General features: G+C 71.4%; 1 protein-coding gene. It reads left to right on the top strand.

Translation table 11 applies throughout. The annotated features are described in order from the left end of the window. Positions 1-601 (top strand): AMP-binding protein (locus FUT87_RS26535; protein WP_147242922.1); only part of this gene is annotated, 601 nt, incomplete at both ends.

Genomic DNA, 601 nt, shown 5'->3' with positions numbered 1-601 from the left:
GCGGCACGCCGCTGTTCTCGGCGCTGCTGAACTACCGGCACGCCCACCGACGCCGCGACGCGTCCTCCGCCGCCTGGGACGGCATGGAGATCGATGCCGCCCAGGAACGATCGAACTATCCCTTCGGCCTGTCGGTGGACGACGACGGTGAAGGCTTCGGCCTCGTCGCGCAGGTGCATGAATCGCTGGATCCCGGCCAGGTCTGCGCGCTGATGCAGGCGGCTGTGACTTGCTTGGTCGATGCCTTGGCGCATCGGCCCGGGCAGGCCTTGTGCGCGCTGGACGTGCTGGACGACGCCTCGCGCGCGCGCCTGTCCCGCTGGGGCATCCCGACGCCGCGCTTCGACGGCACGCCGCCGGTGCCCCGCCTTGTCGAGCGTCAGGCTGTCGAGCGCCCTGACGCGGTGGCGCTCCTCTTCGGCGACGAGCAGCTCAGCTATGCGCAGTTCAACACCCGCGCCAACCGCCTGGCGCATCGCCTGATCGCGCTCGGCATCCGCCCCGAGGACCGCGTCGGCCTGGCCGTGCAGCGGTCGATGGACATGGTGGTTGCGCTGCTCGCCATCCTCAAGGCCGGCGCGGCCTACGTGCCGCTGGACCC

This window comes from Mitsuaria sp. TWR114, assembly GCF_007997345.1.
The sequence above is the reverse complement of the archived record's forward strand: the minus strand, read 5'-3'. Positions and strand labels throughout refer to the sequence as shown.